We start from the raw sequence: 24,089 nt of genomic DNA on the forward strand, positions 1-24,089 counted from the left end.
CCGCCCGCCCCGCATGCCCCCTGTCATGCGTCACCAGCACCGTCGCCGTGCCCCGCCCCCCCCGCCGCCCCCCGAGCAGCGCCCCCACCCCCGCCCCCCCGTCTATATGCAGCGCACTCCTGGGGGGGGGGGCGGGGCGGGCCCCCCCCCCGCCCCGCCCCCACGTTCGTCCGCGCCCGCCCGGCGGATCACGCCGGGCGGGCGCGGGGTCAGGTGGCGGTCCTGAAGGCCCGCTGGTACCAGAGCAGCGGCCGGCCCGAGCCCGCCAGCCGCACCTCGAGCACCCGGCCGACCAGCAGGTCGTGGTCGCCCAGGGTGATCCGGTCCGCGAGCGCGCAGCGCAGTGCGAGCGCGTCGGGGACGTGCGGCAGGCCGGGGCTGTCCGGCCACTCGTCCAGCGGCGCGCCGGCGAACCGGTCGACGCCGCTGGTCGCGAAGCGGCCCGCGAGCTCGCGGTGCTCGTCCCCGAGCACGTTGATCACGAACTCGGGGACCTGCGTCAGCGCCTCGTGGCAGCTGGACGTGTGCGCGATGCCGACCAGCACGAGGGGCGGCTCCAGCGACACCGAGGTCACCGCGCTGGCGGTGAACCCCCAGGGCTGCCCGGCCGCGTCACGTGTGGTGACCACGGTCAGCGGCGCCGCCAGCAGGGACATGGCTTCCTTGAAAGTCGCCCCGTCGACGGCGGGCCACTTCTCTTGCAGTCGGGTCGGCATGTGGGCTCCGTCCGTTGTGGGGGTCAGCGGGAGGCCGTGGCCTGGGCCGCGGCCTCCCGGGCTTGGGCGGCGAAGCCGTCCTTGTTCTCCGAGACCCACTTCTGGGACGCGCGACGGCTGTCGAGGGCGCCGGTGAAGTGCGGTGCCACGTAGCGGGCGAGCAGCTCGTAGCTCCGCTTGGTCTGCTCGCGGGTGGCCCAGTCCTGGGTGTTGACCAGGAGGGTGCCGAAGCCGCCGCTCTCGCGCTGCATGCGCTCGATGCCCTCGATGGCGTCCTCGACGGAGCCGATGATCGCGGTGTGGGTCTCGACGGCCACCTCGGCCTCGCGGCCCTCGGGCAGCTTGGCATTGGCGCCGAGCGTGTCGCGCACGTACTCGCGGAACCAGTGGGACATGCCGGCGCGGACCTGGTCCATGGCCTCCTCGCGGGTCTCCGCGATGTGGAGACAGATTCCGACACGCCATGTGGAGCGGTCGACGGTCTGGCCGTACTTGGCTGCCTCCTCCTCGCCGGCGGCCCACAGCTTCGCGAGCGGCGGCTCCTGCATGCCCGGGCGGCCGGCGAAGGTGAGCGCCTCCAGGCCGTAGCGGCCCGCCAGGCGCATCCCGCGGTCGGAACCGGCGCTGGCGACCGCCATCTCGAAGCGCGGCCTGGTGTACGGCTTCAGGTGCAGATGGGCGTCGCGCAGCTCGAACCAGTCGGTCTTCATGGTGACCGGCTCGTCGTCCTGGAACAGGCGCACCAGCGCCTCCAGCGACTCGGCGAACATGCGGCGCTGGTCGCTCGCCGCGATGCCCAGCATGTGGGCGTCGGCGGGCGAGGCGCCGGAGCCCATGCCGAGCATGATGCGGCCCCGCGTTTGGTGGTCCAGCTGCACGATGCGGTTCGCGGTGGTGAGCGGGTGGTGGTACGGCAGACTGACGACGCCGGTGCCGAGCTTGATGCGGCGGGTGCGCTCGGCCGCGGCGGCGAGGAAGACCTCGGGGGAGCTGATCGTGGACCAGCCGCCCGAGTGGTGCTCGCCCACCCAGGCCTCGTCGATCCCCAGCTCGTCGAGCCAGTCGATGAGGTCGAGGTCGCGCCAGAACGTGGTGGTGGGGTCCTCGCCCAGGGAGTGGAACGGCGGGAGGAAGGCTCCGAAGCGGAGGGTCATGACTGGCTTCCTTCGAGAGTTCGGGTGGCCGCACCGGCGAGCCACGGAGTCAGCTGATCGGCCAAAAGTTGCAGATGCGGAGACTGCATGACCGTGTAGTGGTCGCCCGGCAGCGCGACGTGGTGGAAACCGGAGGGGAACAGCTGGGACCAGGCGGCGACCGCCTCGTCCGTGGAACCGTCCTCGGCGCGCAGGAACGCGGTCGCTCCCGCGTAGGGCTGCGGCGCGTAGGACAAGAGGGCCCGGAAGTTGCGGGCGAAGCGGGTGTAGATCTCGCTGAACATCTCGAGGCCGACCCCGGCGGGCAGGACATCGAGTTCGGCGGCCTTGGCGTAGAGGATCCCGAAGGCCGCCTCGGGACAGTCCGCCGCACGGAACAGCTCCGGGTCCGGCTCCCAGGTGGTGCCGGCGAGGCCCGCGAGGTCGCGGCCGAACCAGGACAGCAGCACTGCGTCGTCGATCCGCTCCCGCTCCGGCGCCGGGCCGGGCGGTTCGAGCAGGTCGATCACCGCGAGGTGTTCTACCTCGTGCCCGGCCGCCGTCAGCTGCTGGGCCATCTCCAGGGCGATGACCCCGCCCATGGACCAGCCGCCGAGCCGGTACGGGCCCTGCGGGACCGCGGCGGTGAGGGCGGCGGCGTAGTGCGCGGCCAGTGCGGGCACGGTGTCGAGGACCTCGTCGTCCGGCACCTGGAGGGCGTAGAACGGCTGGTCCTCGCCGAGCAGGCCGGCCAGTTCGCCGTAGCACAGGACGTCTCCGCCGACCGGGTGGACGAAGAACAGCGGGGTCTGCGTGCCGGTGGTGCGGATGGGGACGAGGGCGGTGCGGCGCACCGATCCGCCGGCCTCCCGGATCGCCGTGGCGAGCAGGGCGATCGTCGGCCGGGCGAACAGGGTGGACAGCGGCAGCGAGCAGCCGAGCCGGGCCCGGATCTCGGCCATCAGCCGGACCGCGAGCAGCGAGTTGCCGCCCAGGGCGAAGAAGTCGGTGTGCACGCCGAAGCCGGCGGTGGGGAAGAACTCGGTCCAGATCGCGGCGAGTCCGCTCTCCGTGAGGTCCCGGGGGCCCTGCGCGGCGTCTCCGTCGGCGGCCTCGGCGCCGGGCACCGGCAGCGAGGAGCGGTCGACCTTGCCGTTGGCGGTCAGCGGCAGCTCGTCGAGGATCAGGATGTACTGCGGGACCATGTAGGAGGGCAGGGCCGCGCCGATCGTCTTGGCGAGCAGCTCGGGCGTCACCTCGCAGGTGCGGTCCTCGTCGAGGACCACGTAGGCCACCAGGCGCTTGGCGCCCTGGCGTTCGCCGACCGCCGAGGCGACCGCGGCGCGCACCCCGTCGCAGGCCAGCAGCGCGGCCTCGATCTCGCCCAGCTCGATCCGGTAGCCCTGGATCTTGACCTGGAAGTCCTCCCGGCCCAGGAACTCGATGTTCCCGTCCGGCAGGTACCGGCCCAGGTCGCCGGTGCGGTACAGCCGCTCCCCGGTGGCCGGGTGGCGCAGGAACGCCGCCCGGGTCTTGGCCTCGTCGCCGAGGTAGCCGCGGGCCAGGCCCGCGCCGGAGATGTAGAGCTGGCCGGGCACCCACACCGGGCTGGGCTGCATGGCCTCGTTGAGTACGTGGAACTGCTGGCCCCGCAGCGGCTTCCCGTACGGGACCGAGGTCAGCGACGGGTCGGCGTCGCCGGTGATGTGGTGGGCGATCGACCAGATCGAGGCCTCGGTCGCCCCGCCCAGGCTCCACACGGCCGCCTCGGGCACGAGTGCGGCGATGCGCTCCGGGAGGGTCAGCGGGATCCAGTCGCCGCTCATCATCACCGTGCGCAGCGGCAGGGTGCCGGTCATCCCGGCGCCCAGCGCGTGCTCGGTGAACATCTCCATCAGGGTCGGCACGCTGTTCCACACGGTGACCCCGTGCGCGGTGACCAGCTCGGCCCAGCGGCCGGGCTCGCGGTGGGCGTCCGGGGCGGGCAGCACGATCGCGCCGCCGGCGGCCAGGATGCCGAACACGTCGTACACCGACAGGTCGAAGTTGAGCGCGGACAGGGCCAGGACCCGGTCCTCGTGCGTGATGCCGAACCGCTCGTTGATGTCGAGGCAGGTGTTCAGGGCGCCCGTGTGCTCGATCATCACGCCCTTGGGCGTGCCCGTGGAGCCGGAGGTGAAGATGACGTACGCGAGGTCGTCCGGGCGGGCGGCCGCGGCGGGCAGGGCGCCGGCCGGCACGGCCAGGGCCCCGGGGCCGTCCACGGAAAGCCGTACGGTCCCCTCCGGCCACTCGACGTCGGCCTCGGCGCGGCTTTGCGTCAGGATCAGGCGGATGCCCGACTTGTCGCACAGCAGGCGCAGCCGCTCGGCGGGCACCCCGGCGTCGATGGGCACGTAGGTCGCGCCCGCCTTCAGTACGCCGATGGTGGCGGCGACCTGCTCCCAGCCCTTCTCCATCACGATGCCGACGAACGTGCCGGGGCCGGCGCCCTGCTCCAGGAGCCAGCGGCCCAGCCGGTCGGTGTGCTCGTCGAGTTCGCCGTACGTGAGCTCGCGGCCGGGGGCGATCACCGCGACCCGTCCGGGGTGCGCGGCGGCCTGCGCGGCGAACGGTTCGTGCAGCAGTCCGGCGGGCAGCGGTCCGGCCGTCGCGTTGGCGGAGCGGCGCACGTCGAGTTCGGCGGCCGGGGCCAGGGCGGGCGCCGGGCGGCGCCAGGCGTCCTCCTCGACGCACAGGCCGCGCAGCACGTCGAGGTAGGCCGCGAACATCGCGTCGATCATCCCGGCGGGGAAGAGCTCCTCGATGACGTCCCAGTTGACGATGAGCGCGCCGGCGTCCTCGACGACCTGGTGGTCGAGCCACACCTGCGGGGTGCGGATCGAGCTGGAGACCTCCTCGCCGCCGTCGCCGATGGCGGTGAGGTGCTGGGCCAGGCCCATGGAGGCCGCGGAGTCCTCCTTCGCCGCGAAGTTGACGGTGCTGGCGAAGACGACCGGCATGTTGGCGCGGGCGTTGCCGCCGCGGGCCCGGTTGAGCTCGCGCAGCACCGCGACCCCGCTGACGTGGCTGTGCTCCAGGTCGTTCCACAGCCGGCGCTGGATGCGCCCGGCCCGCTCGCCGAAGGCGACCGAGGCGGTGGAGTCGATCTCCAGCAGGGTGGTGGCGCTGAAGTTGCCGAGCACGCTGCCGACCTGCTCGTGCAGTGGCAGCCGGTTGAAGAAGAGCACGTTCAGCGTGAAGCGGCTGGACTTGCTCCAGGAGGCCAGCACCTGCGAGTAGGCCGTGCACAGCGCGGCCGACGGGGTGACGCCGGCCGCCGAGGCGTACGCCTTGAACCGGGACCAGTCCTCGGCCTCGATCCGGCTGGAGCGGTGGGTGAAGGCGGGAGCCTCCAGCGAGCCCGGGTCGGCGGCCAGCGGCAGTTCGGGCGCCGGCGGCAGCGTGTCGAGCCGCTCGCGCCAGTAGGCCAGCGAGGCCGCGTGCAGGTCGGTCTCCTCGACGGCCTTGGCCGTGACCACGTAGTCCCGGTAGGTCAGCGGGACCTCGGGCAGCGTGCCGGCCTCCCCGCGGTAGGCGGCGGCCCACTCGCGGAACAGCATCGAGGTGCTCCACGCGTCGATGATCAGCGCGTCGAGTCCGATGTGCAGACGGGTGCGGCCCTCGGTGACCCGGGTGGCGCGGATGTCGAACAGCGGCCACACGGCCGTGTCGAAGACCTGCCCGGCGACCTCGTCGTGGAGTTCGGCCAGGCGTGCGGCGCGCTCCGGCTCGGTGTGGCCGCGCAGGTCGGTGGTGCGGATCTCGTACGGGGCGACCTCGGGCAGCACCTTCTGGTAGCCGTCCTCGGTCATCACCGCGCGCAGCATGTCGTGCCGGCCGATCATCAGCCGCAGGGCGTCCTGCAGCCGCTCCACGTCCACCCCGTCGAGGTCGACCTCGATGAAGAAGTACGTGGAGACGTTGCCGAGCTCGAAGGCGGCGGAGCGGCCCACCAGGTAGGCCTGCTGGAGGTCGGTCAGCGGGAACGGCTCGTAGCGGGCCGCCTCGTCGCGGACCAGCTCGGGCAGCCGCCCGCCGCCCGTCGTGGGCTGCGCCGCGGTGTCCTGCCCGCCCGCACCGGCCGGGGACTCCTCGGCGGTGCCGAGGGTCTGGAGGATCTGGTCGCCGAGCGTGCCGACGCTGCGGCCCTCCAGGAACGCCACCAGCGGCAGCGACACCCCGAGCGCGGCCGACAGGGCCTCCTTGACCTCCAGCGCCATCAGCGAGTCCAGGCCGAGGTTCTGCAGCGGCTCGTCGCGGTCGACCAGGTCGGTGGAGGTGCCCAGGGCGCGGGCGACCGTGGCCGTCAGCAGCTCCCGTACGGCCGCGGCGTCCAGCGACCGCGGGTCGGCGGCGGGGGCGGGCGCGGTCGCGGCGGGCAGCGCCCGGGCGGCGGGGGCCTCGGCGGCGCCGGTGCGCAGCAGCTGGTCCTTCGCGGCGCGGCGCAGGCACACCCCGGTGGCCTCGACCACCGTGCGGCCCTGGGCGTCGTACAGCGCGGCCTCGGCGAGCAGCATGCCCTGCGGGTCGGGCGACGGCAGCAGCCGCACCCGGCAGTACGTCTCGCCCTGCGCGCCCGAGAAGCCGTGGAAGGCGAACCGGTCGATGCCCACCAGCATGAAGGTGGCGTCCGCCGGGGTGCCCTCGGGCAGGCAGGCGAACAGGGACTGGAACAGCGCGTCGGTCTGGCCGGGGTGCAGGCGGTAGCCGTCGGCCTCGCCCGGGCGCGGGGCGCGCATCTTCGCGACGGCCTCGCCTTCGCCGCTCCACACGTGCTCGATCCACTGGGCGGTGGGGCCCAGGTACAGCTTGCGGCGCCACATCCGGCGGTAGAACTCCTCGCCGGTGGTCTCCTCGCCGAGCGGTGCGCGCAGCGCGTCCAGGTCGGCCCTGGCCGGGACGGCCGCGGGGAGCGGGGCCAGCTTGCCCTGCGAGTGCAGCAGCCAGCCGGCGCCGTCCCGGCGGGCGGAGTAGTAGCGGTAGGCGGTGCGGCCGCCGGGCACCGGGTCCAGGACGAGCTGTACGCGGGCCCGCTGGTCCTCGTCGAGGATCATGCTCTGCAGGACCAGGCACTCCTCGATCAGCGCGCCCGCGCCGCCGCCGTCGGCCCGGGCGGCCTGCAGGGCCGACTCCAGGTAGACGCCGATGTTGACGACGGGCAGCCCGTCCATCACACAGTCGCCCAGACAAGGGTGGCCGGTGGTGTCGAGGACCGCCGAGTACTGGACGGAGTCCAGCGGCGAGGGCACCCGCTCGCCCAGCAGGCGCGTGGACGCGGCCTCGCCGGCGCCGGGCGCGGCCGGGGCCTGGCGGGCGCTGGGCGTGAACCAGTGCCGGGTGCGCTGGAAGGGGTACGTCGGCAGCGCGGCGCGGCGCCGGCCGCGGCCCGCGTCGTAGGCGGCCCAGTCCACCGGCGCGCCCAGCGCGTACAAGGCGCCGAGGCTGTCCAGCAGCACCCGGCCGTCGTCGTGGCCCTTGCGCAGCGACGGAAGGAAGACCGGGGCCTGTTCGCCGTCGCCCGCACCGGGCACGAACCGCTTGGCCATGCCGGACAGGGCGGGCTGCGGGCCGGTCTCCACGAACACCCGGAAGCCCAGCCCGTGCAGGGCGGTCATGCCCCGCAGGAAGTCCACGGGACGGCGGATGTGCTCGCGCAGGTAGCCCGCGGAGAAGGCCTGCGGGCCGGTCAGCGGCTCACCGGTGACGTTGGAGACGACCGGGATGCGGGGGGCCGCGTACGTAAGGGCGGCCGCGGCGGCCTCGAACCCGTCCAGCACCGGGTCCATCAGCGGCGAGTGGAAGCCGCGGGTGACGGTGAGCCGCTTGGACTTGATCCCGTCCTCGGCCAGGGAGGCCAGCAGCACCTCCAGCGCCTTGGCGCCGCCGGAGACGACCAGCGACTCGGGGCCGTTGACCGCGGCCACCGACAGCTCGCCCTCGTACGGGGCCAGCGCCGCGGCGAGCCGCTCCTCGGTGGTGAAGACCGCCGCCATGGCGCCCTCCACCGACAGCTCCTGCATCATGCTGCCGCGGCGTACGGCGAGGGTCAGCGCGTCCTCCAGCGACAGCACGCCCGCCACGCAGGCCGCGACGATCTCGCCGATGCTGTGGCCGAGCACGGCGCCCGGCTCGATGCCCCAGGAGCGCCAGAGCTCCGCCAGCGCGTACTCGACGGCGAACAGGGCGGGCTGCGTCCAGCGGGTCTCGTCGACGAGGGCGGCCTCGGCGGGCGAGGGGTGCAGCACGGACAGCAGCGAGCGGTCCGTCAGCTCCGAGACGATGGCGTCGCAGCGGTCGACCGCCGCCCGGAAGACCGGCTCGGTCGCGTACAGGCCGGCGCCCATGTTCGCGTACTGCGCGCCCTGGCCGGTGAAGAGGAAGGCCACCTTCGGCTGTGCGCCGGCGGGCACGTGGCCGGTGCGGACGCCTGCCGGGAGCAGCGCGCCGGGCGCGTACGCGGCCAGCTTCTCGCGCATCTCCGCGGCGGTGCCGGCGACCGCGGTCAGCCGGTGCGCGAGCGGGGCGCGGCCGGTGGCGGCGGTGTGGCAGACGTCGGCGAGCGGCGCGGCGTCCGGCCCGTCCAGATACGCGGCGTGCCGGGCGGCCAGGCCGGCGAGCGCGGCCGGGCTCTTGGCGGACAGCGTCAGCAGCTGGGCGGAGCGCTCGGCCCCGGCCGGCTCCCGGGCGGGGGCGGCCGGCGCCTCCTCCAGGACGAGGTGGGCGTTGGTGCCGCTCGCGCCGAAGGAACTGACGCCCGCCAGCCGGGGCTTGGCACCGCGCGGCCAGGCCACGGCGGTGCGCGGGAAGGTCACCGAGAGGTCCTCGACGCCGATCTCCGGGTTCACCTCCTCGAGGTTCAGCTGCGCCGGGATCTCCTCGTGCTGCAACGACAGCACGACCTTGATCAGCCCGGCGATGCCGGCGGCCGGCTCCAGGTGCCCGATGGTGCTCTTGACCGAGCCGACGACCAGCTCCCGGCCCGGCTCCCGGCCGCCCAGTACGGCGTCCAGGGCGCGCAGTTCCAGCGGGTCGCCCAGCGGGGTGCCGGTGCCGTGCGCCTCCACGTAGCCGATGTCCGCCGGTTCGACGCGGGCCGAGGCCAGCGCCGCGCGGATCACGTCCTGCTGGGCGGCGGCGTTCGGGACGGTGATGCCGGCGCTGCGGCCGTCCTGGTTGACGGCGGAGCCGCGGATGACACCGAGGATCCGGTCGCCGGCCGCCTGCGCGTCGGAGAGCCGCTTGAGGACGACGACCCCGCAGCCCTCGCTGCGCACGTAGCCGTCGGCGCGGGAGTCGAAGGTCTTGCAGTGGCCGTCGGGGGCCAGCATGTTCGCCTTGTCGGCGATGGTGAACCACTCGGGCGACAGCAGGACGTTGACCCCGCCCGCGAGCGCCATGCCGGTCTCGCCGGAGCGCAGGCTCTGGCACGCCAGGTGCACGCCGACGAGCGAGGACGAGCACGCGGTGTCGACGGAGAGGCTGGGGCCCTGCAGGCCCAGCCAGTACGAGAACCGGCCCGCCGCGAAGGTGGAGGCGTTGCTGGTGAGGCTGTACGCCTCCAGCTCGGCCGGGTCGATCTGCTGCATCTGGCTCTGCACGTAGTCGTACGTGGTGACGCCGAAGTACACCCCGGTGTCCGAGCCGGTCAGGCCGGCCGGTGAGATGCCGGCGTGCTCCAGCGCCTCCCAGCCCACCTCCAGCAGCAGGCGCTGCTGCGGGTCCAGGGTGGCGGCCTCGCGCGGCGAGATCCCGAAGAAGGGGGCGTCGAATCCGTCGACCCGGTCGAGGAAGCCGCCGAGGCGGCTGCCGTGCCGGGCGGTGTCCCAGCGGTCCTCGGGCACCTCGCGGATGCCGTCGCGGCCCGAGCTCAGGAACTCCCAGAACTCCTCGGGCGTCTCGGCGCCGCCGGGCATCCGGCAGGCCAGGCCGACGATCGCGATCGGCTCGGTGCGGGCGCGCTCGGCGGCGTCCAGCTCGGTGCGCAGGCGGCGGATCTCGCGCACGCTCTGCGCGAGTACGTTCTGCCGCTCGTGGTCTCTGTCGGTCATCGGGCTGCTCCGGCTGCGGGCGTCGTGGAACCGGACTCCGCGGCCAGCACGGCGAGGAGTTCGGCTTCGGAAAGGTCGTCGAGGGATGTGTCGTCCTCGGACCCGGAAAGGTCCGAAGGCGCCTGCGGTGCGGGTATCGCGGAGTGCGTGGGGGCGGGGGCGGGGGCGGGGGTGGGGGCGGGCACGGTGCCGGCGGCCGGGGCCGGGGCCGCGGCGGCCTGCGGGCCGGCCTCGGCCGCCGCCCGTTCCGCCAGCGCCAGCAGATGCGCGGACAGCGCCTCCACGGACGGGTGCTCGAACATCACGGTCGCCGGGAGGCGGCGGCCGAGCAGGCTCTCCAGCCGCACCCGGGCATCGCGGGCGAGCGTGGAGTCCATGCCCATCTGGAAGAAGCCGGCCGTGCGGTCCACCCGGTCGGGGCTCAGCTCCAGGGTGCCGGCCACGGCCGCGGCGACGTGGGCGCGGACCAGTTCGGTACGGGCCTCGCCGGGCTCGGTCGCGGCCACGGCCGCCACCAGCGGGGGCAGCTGCCCGCGCTGATCGGCGGTGTCCGGCCCGGGCAGCGGGCCGCCCGCGGTACGGCCGTCGAGCGGAACCGGGCCGGCGGAGCCCGACGCGCGGAACCAGAAGCTCTCGTGCTGCCAGGCGTACGCGGGCAGCGGTACGGGCCGCGCGGGCGCCGCCGGGAGCAGCTCGGCCAGGTCGGCGGGCAGGCCGTGTACGTGCAGGGAGCCCAGGATTTCCAGCAGGCCGTGCGCCTCCGGCTCGTCGCGCCGCATGGACGGCAGGGCCAGCCCTTCGCGGCCGGCGTGCTCGAAGGCCTGCTCGACGGCGGACAGCAGCGTCGGGTGGGGGCTCATCTCGACGAACACCCCGTGGTCGCTGTCGATCAGCGAGCCCACGGCGTCCCAGAAGAGCACCGGCTCGCGCAGGTTGCCCGCCCAGTACTCGGCGTCGAAACCGGAGCCGTCGCACGGTTCGCCGGTGACGGTCGACAGGACCGGCACCCGGCCCGCGCGGGGCTCGATGCCCGCCAGTTCGGCCAGCAGGTCCTCGCGCAGCGCGTCGACCTGGGGGCTGTGCGAGGCCACGTCCACCTTGACGTGGCGGCAGAAGACGTTGCGCGCCGCCAGGGTTTCGGCGAGCTCGGCCAGCACCTCGGGGTCGCCGGAGAGCACCGTGGAGGTGGGGCTGTTGCTGACCGCGACCGAGACCCGGTCGCTGTGGTCCGCGACGAACTCGGTGGCCTGGTCGAAGGGCAGGCCCGCCACCAGCATGGCGCCCTGACCGCTGATGCGGCGCAGCAGGAAGCTGCGGCGGCAGATGACGCGGGCCGCGTCGTCCAGGCTCAGCACGCCGGCCACGTAGGCGGCGGCGACCTCGCCCATGCTGTGGCCGACGACCGCGTCGGGCTCGATGCCGAAGGCCCGGGCGCGGGCGGCGAGGCCGACCGCGATGGCGAAGAGGGCCGGCTGGATGACGTCGATCCGTTCCAGCGGCGCCCCGTCCTCCAGGCCCATGACCGCGTCGATGACGGAGAACCCGCCGTCGGTCCAGCGCTTGAAGGCCTCGTCGCACTCGGTCACGGCGGCCTTGAACACCGGGCAGACGCGCATCAGTTCGCGGCCCATCCCGGCCCGCTGGGCACCCTGGCCGGGGAACACGAAGACGACCTTGTCGCTGATGTCGCCCCCGGTGCGGCCGGTGACCACCGAGGCCGGGGACTTGTCCGCGAGCCACATGTCCAGCCGCTCGGCGGCCTCGGCGTGCGTGCGCGCGGCGACCGCGAGGCGGTGCGCGTGCCGGGTGCGGCGGGTGGCGGCGCCGTGCACCAGCGCGGAGAACGGCTCCTGCCGCGTCGCCTTGTCCTGGAGGTGGTCGCGCCAGGCGCGGGCCATCGGGACCAGCGCGTCGGCGGTGCCCGCGTAGACCGGGAGCAGCCAGGGGCCCTGCGCGGCCTGCGGTACGACGGGTACGGAGGGCACGGCGGTGGCGGCGGGCCGCGCGCCGGCGGCGTCCTGCGGTGCGGTGTTGCGCTGCGGTGCGGTCCCGCTCTGCGGTGCGGGCTCGTCCTGGGGGGCCGGGCCGAGGACCACGTGCGCGTTGGTGCCGCCCGCGCCGAAGGAGCTGACGGCGCCGTGGCGGCGCTCGGCCGGCTCGTCCCAGCTCGCCGCCTCGGTCGGGATGCGCAGCCGTCCGCCGCCGAGCGTGATGTGCGGGTTGACCTCGTCCAGGTGGAGGTTGGGCGCGATGGCCCGGTGGTGGATGCTCAGCGCCACCTTGATCAGCCCGGCCAGGCCCGCGCCCGCCTCCAGGTGCCCGATGTTGGTCTTCACCGACCCGAGCACGCAGCTCCCGCCGCCCGCGTCCGCGGTCCCGTACACCTCGTGCAGCGCCTCGACCTCGATCGGGTCGCCGAGGCTGGTGCCGGTGCCGTGCGCCTCCAGCAGGGTGACCTGCGAGGGCTCCAGCCGGGCGGAGCGCAGCGCCGCCTTGATGACATCGCGCTGGGACAGGCCGCTGGGCGCGGTCAGCCCGTTGGTCAGGCCGTCCTGGTTGACGGCGGAGCCGCGGATGACGGCCCAGATCCGGTCGCCGTCCCGGGTCGCGTCCGAGAGCCGCTTCAGGACGAGTACGCCGACGCCCTCGCCGCGCGTGTAGCCGTCGGCCTTCGCGTCGAAGGTCTTGCAGCGGCCGTCGGGGGCGAGCGGCAGGCCCTTGGAGTGGGCGACCGTCATCGTCGGCGACAGGATCAGGTTCATCCCGGCGGCGACCGCGGTGGAGCACTCCTGGGTGCGCAGGGACTGGCAGGCCAGGTGCACGGCCACCAGCGAGGAGGAGCAGGCCGTGTCGACGGTCATGCTCGGGCCGCGCAGGTCCAGCTGGTACGAGAGCCGGTTGGAGATGATGCAGTTGGTGCCGCCGACGACGGTGTACGTGTCGAGGCCGGCCGGGTCCTCCAGCTGCATCTGGAGGTAGTCGGTGGCGTTGGCGCCGACGAACACGCCCGTCGCGCTGCCCTGGAGCTTCTCCCGGGGCAGGCCCGCGTCCTCCAGGGCCTCCCACGCCACCTCCAGGAAGTGCCGCTGCTGGGGGTCCATGCGCGCGGCCTCGCGCGGGGAGATGCCGAAGAAGTACGGGTCGAAGCCGTCCACCCCGTCGATGAACCCGCCGAAGCGCATCGTGGTGCGGCCGGGGGCGTTCGGGTCGGGGTCGTAGTAGGCGTCGGCGTCCCAGCGGTCGCCGGGCACACCGGTGATCGCGTCGGTGCCGGAGCTGATCATCTGCCAGAACTCGCCGGGTGAGGAGACCCCACCCGGCAGTCGACAGCCCATGCCGACGATGGCGATGGGCTCATGGCGCTTCTGTTCCAGCGCGTCCAGCCGGCCCCGCAGCATGCGGACGGCGGACAGCGCCTTGACCAGGGCGTCCCCGGAGCGGTCTCCGGAGCGGGCGTCGGCCGGGGCGGCCGCGGCGGCGGTGCTGATGCTCACTAGAAGGTCTCCATCCGCTCGCTCAGTTCCGCGAGTTCACGTTCGAGGAGGGCCTCGAGGCTCTCCGGGTCTGCTTCGCCGTCCGCCGCCGCGGGCAGGACGGGGGCTTCGGCGTCGGGGCCCTGCGCCACCTGCTGCGGGGCCTCGTCGCCGTCGAGCGCGATGCCCGCCTTGCCGGCCAGGAACGGCGCGATGTCCCGTACGGTCGGGTAGTTCCAGATGAGCGTGGCCGACAGCTCCACGCCGAAGGCCGCCTCCAGGCGGTTGCGGAGCTCCAGCGACATCAGCGAGTCGATGCCGAGCGAGCGCAGCGGGGTGTCCGGGTCGATGCGGCGGGCGGGGAGCTTGACCACCTGCGCGGTGATCTCCCGTACGGCGGTCTCGAACGCGGCCCGCCGTTCCGCCATGGGCAGTTCGGCCAGCCCGGCGGCGACCGCGCCGTCCGCCGGTCCGCTTGGCGCTCCGTCGTCCTGGCCCGCGGCCAGCACGGGGACGGAGTCCAGCCGCAGGACGCGCAGCCCCTCCGCTTCGGCCAGCAGGGCGCCGTCGGGGGACAGCACCCGTACGCGGGCCCGCCAGTGCCGGTCGTCTTCGGCCGGCTCCACCTGCGCGTACGCCCACAGCTCGCCCGAGAGCGTTCCGTACACCCGCAGCCGGCCGATGGACTCGCTGACGAAGCACTGCGTGACGCCCTCGCCCCACGCGGCGCCGAGCAGCGGGGCCACGGCGGACTGGAGGGCGGAGTCGAGCAGCGAGGGGTGCACCCGGTAGCCGGGGTCGGCGGGCAGGGTGGCGGGGTCGGGGACGATCCTGGCCAGGGCGGCGCCCTCGCCGCGCGAGAGGCCGGTGATGCCCTGGAAGGCGGGGCCGTAGCCCAGGCCGCAGGCGGCGAGCGCCCGGTAGTAGGCCGGTCCTTCGAGGGTCTCGGTCAGCGGCCCGGCCAGCGAGGCCGGATCGCAGGGCTCGGCCGGGTCCGGCGCGGCGCCGAACAGCACCCGGGTCTCGGCCACGCACAGCGGGCCGTCGTCCTCGCGGACGAAGAAGCGGATCTGCGCGGCCCCGCCGTCCGAGCCCTCCAGTACGGCCTGCACCCGGCGCACGCCCTGCGCGGGCAGGATCAGCGGCTCACGGAAGGCGAACTCCTCCAGTACGGGGTGTTCACCGGGCCTGACCTGGGCGCACATCGCCAAAGCCATCTCGGCGAACCCGGCGCCCGGCAGGACCGCGGCACCGCCGATCCGGTGGTCGGAGGCGGTGGCGGCCGTGTGGTCGAAGTCCATCTGCCAGTAGTGCGTGCCGGGGGTGACGGGGGAGTCGAGGCGCTCGCCGAGCAGGCCGCGGCGCAGGGCGCGGGTGCCCGCCGTGGCGCCGCCCGGGCCGGGGGCGTCGATCCAGAAACGTTCCCGCTGCCACGGGTAGTGGGGCAGCTTGGCCGCGGGGGCCGGGGTCAGCACCCGGTCCACACGGGCCGGGGCGCCCAGGACGTGCAGCCGGCCCAGCGAGCCGAGCAGCGTGTCGCGTTCCTCCTCGCGGCGGCGCAGCGAGGGCAGCGCGGCCACGCCCGTACCGCTTTCGGCGGCGACCTGCTCCACGGCGGGCAGCAGGATCGGGTGCGGGCTCATCTCGATGAAGACGGTCACCTCGTCCTCGACGAGGCGGGCCACCTGGTCGCCGAAGAGCACCGGCTCGCGCAGGTTGTCGGCCCAGTAGTGGATGTCCATCTCGGTGCCGGAGGCCACCGATCCGGTCACGGTCGAGTAGACGGGGACGGTTCCGGCGCGCGGGGCGATGCCGTCGAGCGCGGACAGCAGGTCCTCGCGCAGCGGGTCCATCTGCGGGCTGTGGGAGGCGACGTCCACCTTGACCCAGCGGCAGAAGACCTGCTCGGCCTCCAGCCGCGCCGCGATCGCGGTGAGCGTGTCGCGGTCGCCGGACAGCACGGTGGAGCGCGGACTGTTGTTCACGCCGACCGACACCAGGTGCTCCTGGCCGGCGAGGAGCTCGCGGGCCTGGTCCATCGTCAGCTCGCAGGCGAGCATGGCGCCCTGCCCGGCCGCGCGGCGCAGCAGCAGGCTGCGGCGGCAGATGATCCGGGTCGCGTCCTCGATGCCCAGCGCGTCGCTGACGTGCGCGGCGGCGACCTCGCCCATGCTGTGCCCGATGACGGCGTCGGGCTCGATGCCCCAGGAGCGCCACAGCGCGGCCAGCGCGACCTCGACGGCGAACAGCATGGGCTGGACGACGTCGATGCGGGTCAGCTGCGAGCTGTCCTCGTCGGCGCACAGCTCGGCCTCGATCGACCAGTCGATCCAGGCCCGGGCGGCGGCGTCGGTCGTACGGATGGACGCGGCGAACGCCGGTTCCGTACGCAGGAGTTCGCGGCCCATGCCGATCCACTGGGAGCCCTGGCCGGGGAAGACGAAGGCGATCCGGGGCCGGGACTCGGCCGGCTTCGCGCCCTCGTGGAGCTGCGGCGGGCGTTCGCCTTCCGCGTGGGCGGCCAGTGCCTCGGCGAGTTCGGCGGTGTCGCGGGCGACGACGGAGAGGCGGTAGGGGTGGTGGGCCCGCTCCAGGCCGGCGCGGGCCAGGGAGGGGAGCCGGTGCGGGGCGTGGTCCGTGGTCTCGTCCGACGTGTGGTCCGAGGTGTCGTCCGCCGTGTCGTCCGTCAGGGTGGCGGCGACGGCGCGGGAGAGGTCGCGCAGGGCCTGCGGGGTGCGGGCCGAGAGGGTGAACAGCTCGGCGGCGGGCGGGCGTTCGTCCGGCAGCCGCACCGGGAAGCCGAGCCCGGCGAGGGCGTCGAGCGTCTCCACCAGCCCGGACCGGTCGTCCTCGCCCTCGCGGCGCATGGTGGACAGGACGGCTGCGGTCCCGCCGTACTCTTCGGCGGACTGCCGCAGCGCCGGGACCAGCACCGGGTTGGCGCTGATCTCGACCAGGACGCCGGTCCCGTGGTTGAGCAGGTGGGCGGTGGCCGGGGCCAGCAGGACGGGCCGGCGCAGGTTGCGGACGAAGTACGAGGCGTTCGCGTCCCGCCAGTCGAGCGGCTCGCCGGTCACGGAGGAGATCATCGGGATGCGGCCGGGCCGCGGGGTGAGCGTGCCGATGGCCGCTTCGAGGTCGGCGGTGATCGGGTCGATTCCGGGGCTGTGGGCCGGCAGGTCGACGCGGATCATGCCGCAGAGCACGCCCTCGGCCTTCAGGTCGGCGACCAGGGCTTCGAGTGCGGCGCGGGGGCCGGCGAGGCCGGTGGTGCGCGGGCCGTTCTGGGTGGCGACCGAGATGTCGCGGGCGCCGGCGCGGTCGTCGAGGCGCTGCTGGAGGTCGGCGGCGGAGAGTTCGACGACGGCCATGCCGCTGCCGGAGCCGGCGACGCGGCGCTGCTGGTCGCTGTAGTGGTGGATGAGGCGGACCGCGTCCGGCAGGTCGAGGATGCCGGCGATGACGGCGGCGGCGATCTCTCCGAGGCTGTGTCCGACGACGGCGTCCGGGCGGACCCCGGAGGCCTCGAGCCAGGCGGCGATGCCGACCTGGATGGCGAAGAGCACGGGCTGCATGACCCCGACGTCGCCGCTGCGGGCGGTGTCCTTGTCGGCGTGCAGTTCGTCGAGCAGCGACCACCCGGTGTGCCGGGCGAGTTCGCGGTCGCAGTCTTCCAGTACGGAGCGGAAGACGGGTTCCGTACGGAGCATGGTGCGGGCCATCCCGACCCACTGCTGACCGTACGGGGAACAGATGAAGGCCACGTGCGGGCGGCCGGCGGTGTCGGCTTCGGTGCCGGGGCCGGGTCTCTCCAGGAGGGTCAGCGGCGCGGGCGCGGTGACCGCCTCGAGGACGACGTGCACGTTGGTGCCGCCCCAGCCGAAGGCGCTCACCCCGGCCCGGGCCGGTCTTTGCCCGGTGTGCGGCCAGGGCTCCTCGGCCGCGGTGACGCGCAGGCGCAGGTCCTCGAAGGGGATGTGCGGGTTGGGCGTCTCGAAGTGGATGCTCGGCGGGATCCGGCGGTGGCGCAGCGCGAGGGCCGTCTTGACCACGCCGGCGATGCCGGCGGCCGCCTCCAGGTGGCCGATGTTGCTCTTGACCGACCCGATGCGCAGCGGCGCGTCCTCGTCGCGGCCGCGGCCGTACACCGCGCCGAGCGCGCCGGCCTCGACCGGGTCGCCGAGCGCGGTGCCCGTGCCGTGGGTCTCGACGTACTGGACCTCGGCGGGGGAGATGCCGGCCTGGCGGCAGGCGGCGCGCAGCACGGCCTCCTGCGCGAGGGGGTTGGGGGCGGTGAGCCCGTTGCTCAGGCCGTCGTTGTTGGTGGCCGTGCCGCGGATCGTGCACCAGATGTCGTCGCCGTCGGCCAGGGCCCTGGACAGCGGCTTGAGGACGATGGCGCCCGCGCCCTCGCCGCGGCCGAAGCCGTCGCCGCGGGCGTCGAAGGCCTTGCACCGGCCGTCCTGGGAGAGCCCGCCGAACTTGCTGAGCGAGACCATCGTCTCCGGGCTGAGCAGCAGGTTCACCCCGCCCGCGACCGCGGTCTCGGACTCGCCGGCCCAGATGCTCTGACAGGCCAGGTGGACCGCGAGCAGGGACGAGGAGCACGCCGAGTCCAGGACGACGCTGGGGCCGGTGAGCCCGAGGACGTAACTGAGCCGGTTGGCGACCATGTTCAGGGCCCGGCCGGTGGCCGAGTGCAGGGAGGCGCCGGCGGGGTCGGCCGCGCCGAGGTCGGCGTAGTCGTGCCAGATCGCCCCGGCGAAGACGCCGGTGGCGGTGCCGGACAGCCGTCCGTCGGAGAGGCCCGCGTCCTCCAGGGCCTCCCAGGCGACCTCCAGGAAGAGCCGCTGCTGCGGGTCCATCTCCTGGGCCTCGCGCGGGGATATGCCGAAGAACAGCGGGTCGAAGGTGTCCACGGGGCCGCGCAGGAAGCCGGCCTGGGAGGTCACCATCTTGCCGGCGGCGGCGGGGTTGGCGTCGAGGTAGGCGGCCGCGTCCCAGCGGTCGGCCGGGACCTCGCTCACCGCGTCGGTGCCCGAGCGCAGCAGCTCCCAGAACTCCTCGACGCCGTCGGCCTGCGGGAGGCGGCACGCCATGCCGGTGATGGCGATCGGCTCGCGGGGCCCGCCGGGCGCGGCCCGGAAGGTGTCCGGGAGCTCGGCGGGCGCGTCGGGCTCGCCTTCGACGACGCGGGCGGCGAGCGCCGCGATGCTGGGGTGCGACCACATGAGCGCCGGGGAGAGCCGGGTGCCGGTCAGCTCCGAGAGGTCGCCCATGAGGGCGACGGCGCGCATCGAGTCGATGCCGATGGTCGAGAAGAGGTCGTCGTCGCGGACCTCGCCGGGTGCGCGTCCCGACCGTACGGCGATCTCTTGGCGCAACCACTGCGTCACGGCCTCGACGGTGTCCATGTGGGACGTGTCGATCGGCCCGGAACCCTTGCCCATCTGCATGAGAACCCCCTCCGTTTGTACATAACGTGGAAACACTTGAGCGCTGATGGATCGTTCTTCGCCCGCCCGCGGGGGGCGGGACGGGTTGTCCTGGCATGTCCGTCATGCGGTCAACTGGGCCAGGAATAGAGGAAGTTGCGTTCCGTTTAGTGCGGGAAGTGCGGGGGGATGGCGACCGCGGCCGGCGGTGGGGAGGCGCGTGCCGCGGGGCGCCGCGGCGGTGCGGTGAGATTCCGCCTGGGAGTGCCGGGGGCCGTCGGGAAGGGGGACAACAGTGCCCGCCGACCCCGAAGGGGCGGGCGGGCACTGAGGGGCGGCGTGGCGCGCGCCGGGTCAGGGACGGAGGCTCGGCTCGTCCTTCGCCGGGGCGGGCGGGGCCGCGGGGGTACCCGGTGCCTGGGCACCCGGCGCCGTGGCGCCGGGGGCCGCGGCACCCGGGGCGGCCGCGCCCGGCGGGGGTCCGGGCGGGGCCGGCGGGGTCTTGGGGAGCCATCGCAGGGCCACGAGGACCGAGACGAGGGCGACACCGGCGACGACGAAGAGCGTGGACTGCATACCGCTGACGTAGGCGTCGGAGGCCTTGGCCAGCAGGGCCGGGGCCTGGTCGCCGAGCTTGGCGGCCTGGACGGCCCGTACGGTGCCGCCGATGGATCCGGCGGCCTCCTCGCGCAGGGCCTCCGGCAGGACGTTCACCGCGTCACCGATCGAGGAGCGGTAGCCGGAGCTGAGCAGGCTGCCGATGATCGCGATGCCGAGGGCGCCTGCCACCTGACGGGCGGTCTGCGAGACCGCCTGGCCCGCACCCGCCTTGACCGGAGGCACGACGGACATCAGCGAGGCGGTGGCGGGAGCCATGATCGAGCCCCAGCCGACACCCAGGACCAGCTGCGCGACGACCAGCAGCCAGGTCGGCGTACCGGCGTCGAAGAAGGCCGCGCCCAGAGCGGACAGGGTGATGGCCGCGGAGCCCGCCGCGACGACGGCGCGGGGGCCGAACTTCATGACGAGCTTGGGGCAGCGGGCGGAGACGACCATGGAGGCGATGCCCATGGGCAGCACCAGCAGGCCGGCTTCCAGCGGCGAGAAGCCGAGGACCGCCTGGAAGTAGAACTGCGAGATGAAGATCGAGCTGATCAGCGCGAAGAAGCACAGGGCGATTGCGCCGGTGCCGGCCGAGAAGCGGGCGTTCTTCAGGAGGCTGACGTCGAGCGAGGGGGCGGCGATCCGCTTCTCGAAGAGGACCAGTCCGACGAGCAGGACCAGGCCGCCCGCGATGGCGCCGAGCGCTCCGGTGCTCGTCCAGCCGTCCTCGCCGGCGAGGACGATGCCGTAGACCAGCAGGCCGATGGAGACGATCGACAGCAGCACGCCGAGCGGGTCGAACGCGGTGCGGACCGGGTTCTTCGACTCGGGCACCAGCACGATCATCAGCGCGACGGCGATGGCGATGAGCGGGGCGTTGATGAGGAAGATCGAGCCCCACCAGAACGCCTCGAGCAGCACGCCGCCGAGTACCGGACCGACCGCCATGGCCACACCGGCGGCAGCGGCCCAGCCCGCGATGGCCTTGGGGCGCTCGGCCGGCGGGAAGACGTTCATGAGGATGGCGAGGGTGACCGTGGGCACCACGGCCGCGCCCACGCCCATGACGGCGCGCCAGATGATGAGCTCGACGATGTCGGTCGCGAAGGCGCCGAGCACCGAGCTGACACCGAACAGGACGAGGCCGGTGATCAGGGTCTTCTTGCGGCCGAACCGGTCGGCGCACACGCCGCCGGTGAAGAGGAACGCCGCGAAGGTGATCAGGTACGAGTCCAGTGCCCACTGGAGCTCGCCGTTGGTCGCGTCAAGGCTCTGCTGGATGGGGTTGAGCGCGACGTTGATGATCGTGAGGTCCATGACCACGACCAGCACCGTCGATGCGAGCAGAGCCAGGATCGCCCGGCGGCGCCCGCTGCTGACTTCGGGATTCATTGCCCGTCCTTCGTTGAGTTGTTCCTCTGATGGCCGCTGCCGCGGTCCGCGCCGCGAGGGCGGCGCGGACCGCGGTTCGGCTCGCCCGGCTACTCGGCCCAGGGGAGCGGAATCTTCTTGTCCTCGTTGCCCGGCATGCTGGCCTGGCCGCCGACGGCCATGGCGACGAGCGCCTGGGTGTCACCGACCGCGGTGAGCTGACGTACGGAGCCACCGGGGATCGCCACGGCCTCGCCGGCCTTGACCTCCCCGTCCTCGCCGTCGATGGTCACCTTGAAGGCGCCCGACAGAGGCATCCAGACCTGCTCGCGGTCGATGATGTGGACCGGGGTCGCCGAGTCCGCGCCGAGCTCCACGCGCCAGGTGCTGATCTCCGTGCTGCCCTGGCTGGGGGCTGCGAGGCCGAACATCGCACCCGAAGGGGTACGGGTAGTCCGCTGCTCGCTCTCGCTGACCACGTTCATTGCGACCTCCTGTGTAAAGAAGCTTTACTTCGCTTGCTCCACGAGTAAAGCTGCTTTAGTCGCGGGTGTCAAACGGCAAATGAGGACCGCGCCGAGACTGTTCCCGGGGGTAACGGAGAACCGGTCGAGTCCTGCCGGAGGACGGGAGGAGCCGTGGGAGTAAAGCGTCTTTCCAAGGTGTGGCAGCATGTCCAGATGGAGTCCACAGCAGAGACCGGAAGCACCGGAGCGAAAGCACGCCAGGTGGAAGACCCGCTGGCCAGGGCCGAGCTGACCTATCTGCTCGGCATGTCCTTCCAGCTCGTCCTGTCCGAATTCGTATCCCGGCTCGACGCGGCGGGATACGACGACCTGAGGCCCGTGCACGGCCTCGTCTTCCAGGCCCTCTACGGCGAAGGCGCCACCAGCAGCGAGCTCGCGGAGCAGCTCGGCGTCACGAAACAGGCCGCCGGCCAGATCGTCGACGACCTCGCCGCCCGCGGCTACGTGGAGCGGCGCCCGCACCCGGCGGGCGGCAGGCGCAAACTCGTCGTCCTGACGGAGCGGGCCATGGAGCACCTCGCGGTCGCCGGACGCCTCATGTTCGAGATGGAGTCCGAACTGGACGAACGCCTCGGCTCCCAGAACCGCCGCGTGCCCCGGGCGGAACTGGCCGCCCTCATCCGCGCCATGTCGGATGGCGACCTGCCGCCGCTGCGGCCGCTGTGGTGAGCCGGGCGCGCGGATCGCGCGGCCGCGCGGGCGGGGCGGATCGGGAGGCCGGGGCGCGCGTGCGGCTGCGGCGACGCCGGGGCCGGTGCAGGCCCCGGCGCCCGCGCCCGCGCCCGGCGACGGCGGGCCCGCGGTGTGGCCCGGCGGGCCGGCGGGCCGGGTAGGTCGCGGGCTGCGGGCCGCGGACTGCGTGCCGTGGCCTGCGTGCTGCGGAACGCGTGGCAGCGCGGGCGGGGCGGGTCGGGTGGGCGGGCCGCGCGTGCGGCGGCGCCGGGGCCGGTGTAGGTTCCGGTGTCCGCGATCGCGGGCGCCGACCGCGGGCCCGCGGTGCGGGCGGGCCGGCCGGTCGCGTGAGTCGCGGACTGCGGATCGCGGAGATCGGGCCAGGGGGCGCGCGTCCCCGACCGGCTCACCTGCCGGGTGAACCGAGGTGACCTCGCTCGCGAAGTCTTGTGACGGGCGGGAAGGGTGGGTTGGGCGGTCGGCCAGTCGGTCAGCCGGACGTGTGGTCGGGCGGTCGGACGTCCTGCCGTTGCGGGCTCCGGTGGTGCCCCTTCCTGAAGCCGTGGCGTTTGGTGGGCGCCGCCCCGAGGCGCCGCACTGGCCGCGCCCCGCACCGCCCCACACCGCGCCGCGCACCGCTACACACCGCGCGTCGCGCACTGCGCGAGCCGCCGCCCGCCTCGCCGGCGCTGCGCCTGGCCGCCCGGCTGCGCCGTGCCGGCCGGGCTGCGCCGGGACCAGTTGCCTTGTGGTGCCTGTATGTCTGTATGTCTGCCTGTCTGTCGGCATTTCCGTTGGGACCACGGTTGCAAGGTGTTCTGGTGCCACCCTCGAGCCGGCGGCCGACCGCTCACCTGAGGCCCCGACGGCCTCTTCTCGCAGGTCATGCTTGTACGTCAGCCCACCACCGGCCCAGCGGTCGAACGGGCGTAGGACCCAAGAGAAGTCGGAACCCCGGCTACGCCGCCAAGCGGTGGGCCTGCGTGATGAGGTCCGTCGCGCTTTCCAGGGCGGCCAGACGGGTCTCCTCCGGATCGCCTTCCACGTGCTGGAGGTACATCAGTCCCGCGTGCAGCGTGAACAGCGCGCTCACGCACCGCACTTGGTCCGTCAGCGGGCCGTCCTTCGTGCGCAGCAGCTCCACCAGCCGGAACGTCCGGCTCTGCATCGTCTCGCCGATGCTCAGGTCGCGCATCGTGGCCTGGTTCTCCTGTATGAAGCGGAACAGCCGCGCGCCCGCGCCCGCGCCCGCGCCCATCGATTCGCTGTAGCGGCGCAGCACTTCCCGCTTGGTGTCCAGGGTCGGCGGCTGGCCCTGCGCCCAGGCGATGAGTTCGTCGACGGGCCGGGTCAGGTCCGCGAAGACGCTGACGATGATGTCTTCCTTGGTCTTGAAGTGGTAGTACAGCGCCGCCTTCGTGACCTCCAGCCGCTCCGCGATCTCGCGCAGCGAGGTCTTCTCGTACCCCTGCTCCACGAACAGCTCCAGCGCCACGTCCTGGATCCGCTGACGCGTGTCCCCGCGACGTCTCTGTGCAGTGCTGCTGTTGGCCATTCGGCTCTCCCCGCTCTCTCTGCTCCAGTCCAGCCACTTACTTGACGCCCGGCTAGTTACGGGTCTACCTTAAGAGAGAACTAGCCGGGCGGCAAGTAAGTGCGCTTGGGATTCAGGGCCGGGGAGGGCACATGGTGGACACAGCGAAGACAGCCGGGACTTCGGGGGATGCGAAGCCGCGGAGTGTGGGGGTCGTCCTGGTGGCGGTCATGATCGCGATGCTGCTGGCCTCGCTGGACACGATGATCACCAGTACCGCGATCCCGACGATCGTCGGTGAGCTCGGCGGGCTGGAGCACCTGTCCTGGGTGGTCACGATCTACACGCTGGCCACGGTCGCCTCGACCCCGCTGTGGGGCAAGGCCGGCGACATGTACGGCCGCAAGGGCGTGTTCCTGACCTCGGTGGTCATCTTCCTCATCGGCTCGGCGCTGTGCGGCGCGGCCCAGGACATGGGCCAGCTGATCGCGTTCCGTGCGGTCCAGGGCCTGGGCGGCGGCGGACTCCTGGTCGG

General features: G+C 73.7%; 10 protein-coding genes. 2 read left to right on the forward strand and 8 right to left on the reverse strand.

The genetic code is table 11. The features are described from left to right. Positions 1-209 precede the first annotated feature (209 nt). From ACFWP3_RS37335 to ACFWP3_RS37365, 7 genes are all read right to left on the reverse strand, one after another. Entirely contained in the window at positions 210-716 is a 507-nt protein-coding gene (locus ACFWP3_RS37335) for a flavin reductase family protein (RefSeq protein WP_384230309.1), read from the reverse strand. 23 nt (positions 717-739) lie between these two features. Beyond that, on the reverse strand, positions 740-1,870 hold the full coding sequence (locus ACFWP3_RS37340) for an LLM class flavin-dependent oxidoreductase (RefSeq protein ID WP_384230311.1): 1,131 nt from the start codon (positions 1,868-1,870) through the stop codon (positions 740-742). Then, positions 1,867-9,939 carry an amino acid adenylation domain-containing protein gene (locus ACFWP3_RS37345; RefSeq protein WP_384230313.1) on the reverse strand — a complete coding sequence of 2,691 codons (8,073 nt, stop codon included), beginning with the start codon at positions 9,937-9,939 and terminating at the stop codon, positions 1,867-1,869. The genes ACFWP3_RS37340 and ACFWP3_RS37345 overlap by 4 nt, the downstream gene beginning before the upstream one ends. After that, positions 9,936-13,433: a type I polyketide synthase gene (locus ACFWP3_RS37350; RefSeq protein ID WP_384230316.1), complete on the reverse strand. Its 3,498-nt coding sequence runs from the start codon at positions 13,431-13,433 to the stop codon at positions 9,936-9,938. The genes ACFWP3_RS37345 and ACFWP3_RS37350 overlap by 4 nt, the downstream gene beginning before the upstream one ends. Further along, positions 13,433-18,868 (reverse strand): acyltransferase domain-containing protein, encoded by a 5,436-nt coding sequence (locus ACFWP3_RS37355; RefSeq protein WP_384230321.1) that lies wholly within the window; start codon positions 18,866-18,868, stop codon positions 13,433-13,435. Before ACFWP3_RS37355 ends, ACFWP3_RS37350 begins: the two co-directional genes overlap by 1 nt. Positions 18,869-19,201: 333 nt before the next feature. Next, the gene (locus tag ACFWP3_RS37360) at positions 19,202-20,842 is read right to left on the reverse strand and encodes an MFS transporter (RefSeq protein WP_384230324.1); all 1,641 of its coding nucleotides are present in this window, start codon (positions 20,840-20,842) and stop codon (positions 19,202-19,204) included. Between the two features lie 89 nt (positions 20,843-20,931). Next, a complete protein-coding gene (locus tag ACFWP3_RS37365; protein WP_384230326.1) occupies positions 20,932-21,306 on the reverse strand; it encodes a cupin domain-containing protein in 375 nt (124 codons plus the stop codon). Positions 21,307-21,501: 195 nt separating this feature from the next. Between ACFWP3_RS37365 and ACFWP3_RS37370 the strand changes: the two genes are divergently transcribed. Further along, positions 21,502-22,017, forward strand: coding sequence for a MarR family winged helix-turn-helix transcriptional regulator (locus tag ACFWP3_RS37370; protein ID WP_384230328.1), 516 nt, complete (start codon positions 21,502-21,504; stop codon positions 22,015-22,017). 961 nt (positions 22,018-22,978) lie between these two features. On the opposite strand, the gene ACFWP3_RS37375 is transcribed toward ACFWP3_RS37370, so the two are convergent. Beyond that, complete coding sequence (locus tag ACFWP3_RS37375; protein WP_384230330.1) at positions 22,979-23,575, reverse strand: TetR/AcrR family transcriptional regulator; 597 nt, start codon at positions 23,573-23,575, stop codon at positions 22,979-22,981. A gap of 131 nt (positions 23,576-23,706) precedes the next feature. Between ACFWP3_RS37375 and ACFWP3_RS37380 the strand changes: the two genes are divergently transcribed. Next, positions 23,707-24,089, forward strand: a 383-nt coding sequence (locus ACFWP3_RS37380) for an MFS transporter (RefSeq protein ID WP_384230333.1), incomplete at its 3' end; no start/stop codon positions are given.

This window comes from Streptomyces sp. NPDC058525, from assembly GCF_042719495.1.
Taxonomy (GTDB): Bacteria; Actinomycetota; Actinomycetes; order Streptomycetales; family Streptomycetaceae; genus Streptomyces.